This is a genomic window from Salinivibrio sp. PR919 (assembly GCF_001995355.1).
GTDB classification, from domain to species: Bacteria; Pseudomonadota; Gammaproteobacteria; order Enterobacterales; family Vibrionaceae; genus Salinivibrio; species Salinivibrio proteolyticus.
Genome location: NZ_MUFL01000141.1, coordinates 1 through 4,013 on the forward strand (window position 1 = coordinate 1; position 4,013 = coordinate 4,013).

Below are 4,013 nucleotides of genomic sequence, written 5' to 3' on the forward strand. Positions count from 1 at the left end.
ATATTTACCGATGCTTTTATTAAGTCTTGGAGCCCTTGGTTCTACAAACAATTAGTTGAACCTAGCGAAGCATTAAAAAGAAAGATAGTTATATATTCTTACTTTTTTATTATGGCAAGTGTTCTTGTAGCCTTTTTTGTTTCCATTATTTCCAAATTCCTGCTGCCATTTTTTGTTAGTGAGGAATATTATCAAGCGCATGAGTTTATATTGTGGATCGCCTTGGGTTACATGGTAAGGGGAGTATACCAAATATTGTTCCCATATCTAGTTCATATAGGCCGAACTTCGTTCTTGCTAGTCATTACAACATCAGCAGCTTTAGTAAACTTAGTACTAAATTACTTATTGATTAGCTCATACGGTGTCATAGGTGCCGCTTATGCGACATTAGGAGCATTTATAGTGAGTGCAGTCTTAATATTTTGGTATCAGCAAAAAAATTACTATATGCCGTGGTTATTGGGAGTAAAATTTGAAAAGTAAGCCAGCTAATATTAGAGAGCTATGTGAGTTTATTTGGTATCTCGAAGAAAAATATGATTTGCTAGACTTCGAAGTAGAAGGAGTAAAAGTCTGGCAGTATGCTCGGATGGATATATATTATAAACTTGCTCAGATGACTGGTGTGTTATCAAAACCCCATAGCACATTAAAAAAAGAAGATAAGTTAAAATTTCTATTTTATCACTTTAGAAATGCTTTAAATGATAACTATTTTACACTCAAAAATAGCGATATAGTAATAGACTCCCATCCAAGATCAGTAAAGGTGAACCGCCAACCAATAGATATTTACACAAAATATCTGATTGACGACTTAGTTTCCGACGGGAAAAAGGTTACTGAGCTTGAAAGCGCATATCTTGGTTCACACGAAAGAGTTAAGAATAACTTGTCCCATTACACCGACTGGATCGTTCTATTGCAGAGGCTGTATAGAGTATTTTTAAGAGTAAAGTTGACTCCAGATAACTTGCGAGTGATAAAGAGTGTAGAGAAAGAAATAAATAAAACCTGCAAAGTAGATATTGGATTGGAAAAGTTCTTTGAACAAAAAACAAAACACTTCGAAGCAAACTATAAAATTTTTGTAAAAGTCCTTAAAAAATTAAATCCAAAAACCTTTTACATGGTAGTTTCTTACGGGAAAGCGCCCATGATTAAGGCTGCTAAAGATCTTAATATCAAGGTGGTTGAGTTACAGCATGGCACGATTAGTCAATATCACTTAGGCTATAGCTTTCCTAATAGAAATAATCCGCTAGATTACTTTCCTGATAAACTATATGTATGGAGTAGATTTTGGAAGGATATGGCGCCATTTCCTATCTGTAAAGATGACGTAGTTGTTGATAAGTTTCGATATTTAGAGACCGTTAAAGAAGAATATAAAACTATAAAGAAGAATGATAAACAACTAGTGGTGCTTTCTCAAGGTGCAATTGGAAACGCAATCGCAAATAAGTTTTTAGAAAATTATAAGAGATTTAAAGGCTACGCTATTAAATATAAACTTCATCCAGGTGAATTTGACCGATGGGACAGTTATCCTGCACTCAAAGAGCTGAGCAAGTATCCAAATGTAGAAATTGTAAAAGATGAGGTGCCTCTTTATCGTCTTTTCGCAGCCAGTAGTTTACAAGTTSGAGTTTTCTCCACTGCATTGTATGAGGGTGTAGAGTTTAATTGTCGGACTGTACTTTTAAATGTGAGTGGGATTGAGTACATGGAGCGTTTTATTGAAATTCATAACATAGAAGTGTTGAACTAAATATAGTTGGTTAGTATCCCAGGGAAAACGCATAAAGATCCGCGCTATGACTGAGTTAGCGATTTAATGACTTAGTTGTCAGTTAAGGCTAAAAACCGTGCGTTGTACCATATTTATTAACAAAAATGAGTGAAAATAAATGATCAATTTGTTGATCATTTTCAGTGCGATTTAATGGCCTCCTAATGTTTAGGAGATTAAAAATGATAGAAGAAAAAAGTGCATTTATGCATTTCGTTTCCATCAAAGATATTCGCCAAGAAGGCCAGTGCGAGATCGCGAACATTTTTTAACCAAAAAGGTTCGGTTTAACGATCACCTCTGGCTGTGATCATATATGCTGATTCGAAAATAGTTCGGGATAGATACCGTGGATATCGATACATTTAAAGACTACTTCAGCGCCGTTGATGATCATCGCCAGAGTGCCAAGATAACCTACCCGCTATTCGACCTGCTTTTTGCTTCATTGTGCGCGGTGATTGCGGGGTCGAAAGGATGGTACGAGATTCGAGAATACATCCTAGGGCACCATGAGTGGTTTAAGCGTAACGGTATGTTTGAAGAAGATATTCCTGCCGACGATACCATCGCTCGTGCCATCTCTGCGATTGAACCGAGTGCCTTTCAAGCCTGCTTTATCGATTGGATGAAAGCAGTCCATCAAATGACGGGTGGTCAGGTGGTCGCAATCGACGGTAAACGCTGAAAGGCTCTTACAACCGTGAAGATAGAAGTAGTACGATCCACATGGTCAGTGCGTACGCCAATGAAAATCATCTGGTGCTTGGCCAGCTCAAGACAGAAGAAAAAAGCAATGAAATCAGTGCGATTCCCGAGTTAATTCGTCTACTCGATTATGCGGTGCGCTGATCACCATCGATGCTATGGCCTGCCAAACGACGATTGCTAAGACGATTCTTGAGCAGGGTGGCGATTACTTATTAGCGGTGAAACAAAATCAAGGCAAGTTAGCGAACGCGATCACCGCAGCATTCAGTGAGCAGCGCCCAACCTTCAATGACGATGTTGTGTTTGAACATGGCCACGGTCGTACTGAGTCTCGCCAGTGCTATGTAATTGATAAAGAATGCTTATCCGGCGACTTTACTCGTTGGCCATCACTACAAAGCCTTGTCATGGTTGAGTCTTTGCGTGTTGAAAAAGGGCGTCCGATGTCGCTGGAGTATCGCTACTATATCAGCTCAAAATCACTGACTGCTGATGAGGCAAGCCGTGCTATCCGCTCGCATTGGGGTATTGAAGCCATGCACTGGGTATTGGATGTCAAAATGGGTGAAGACGCCTGCCAAATTTATAAAGACAATGGGGCCGCGAACTTTGCCTGTCTGCGGCACATGGCCTCAAACATGGTGCGGGCTGAGCCGACCAAGATCAGCTTGGTGGCCAAACAGAAGCGCTGTCTCATGAACCCCAGCTTCTTAGAAAAGGTTTTAGCCGCATGCATACCGGCGATGGTTGAAAAATAAACACTCATGCGCTCGCCGGGGCTGAGAAGCCTTTCGTGACGCGGGTGTCCATGCGTTATACAAGAGCAAATATAGATGATAGAGCAAAGAAAGTGAATTAAAATGAAGTCGGTATTGATAACTAGCAATGCGTATTTCCCAAATATTGGTGGGATAGAGAATTCGTTGCGCTATCTGGCACGAGAGTACCTAAAAAAAGGCTACGAAGTAAATGTCGTAGTCAGCGATGTGAATAACGTCACTGATGATAAATTACCACCTTTTGAAATATTAGATGGCATCAATATTTATAGATACTCAACACAACACTCTGTTCACAAGTTACTGCGCCCGCTTTCTGGATTTTTGACTTTAATATCACTATTAAAGTTATTTAAAAAATTGAAATTGGAGAACAAGCCAGATCTAACCATTAGCCGTTTTCACACTACTACATGGCTTGCGAAAATTGCGAGATTAGAAAACGTAATATATTTACTTCCTGGAGTGGTCAAATATCAGAACCATCCAAGCCGTACATCTCAAAAAAAAGGCATAGCGAAGGTTAAACAGTTGCTGCGCTATTACTATCATGTATGGCTACAGAGTAATGCATTTCGTTCAGCCGACCGGCTTGCGGTCTTTAGTTCAAATATGGCAGATCAAGTAAGCTCTTGCGCTAAACCTTCAAAACCTTTGCTATTAGTAAAACCTGGAGTAGATAACGAACGGTTCTGCCCATGCGAGCATGATCAGATCCAGTTACTTAG

Annotated in this window: 3 protein-coding genes and 1 pseudogene; all 4 read left to right on the top strand. The window is 39.6% G+C overall.

The annotated features are described in order from the left end of the window. The coding region (locus BZG83_RS15985) for a lipopolysaccharide biosynthesis protein (protein ID WP_198929746.1) at positions 1 to 486 on the top strand (486 nt) is incomplete at its 5' end. After that, a complete protein-coding gene (locus BZG83_RS15990) occupies positions 476 to 1,774 on the top strand; it encodes a hypothetical protein (RefSeq protein WP_077482035.1) in 1,299 nt (432 codons plus the stop codon). The genes BZG83_RS15985 and BZG83_RS15990, both read left to right, overlap by 11 nt. A gap of 370 nt (positions 1,775 to 2,144) precedes the next feature. Then, positions 2,145 to 3,264 (top strand): annotated as a pseudogene (locus BZG83_RS15995) (ISAs1 family transposase). Between the two features lie 102 nt (positions 3,265 to 3,366). Continuing rightward, on the top strand, positions 3,367 to 4,013 hold a 647-nt coding region (locus tag BZG83_RS16000), incomplete at its 3' end, for a glycosyltransferase (RefSeq protein ID WP_158074984.1).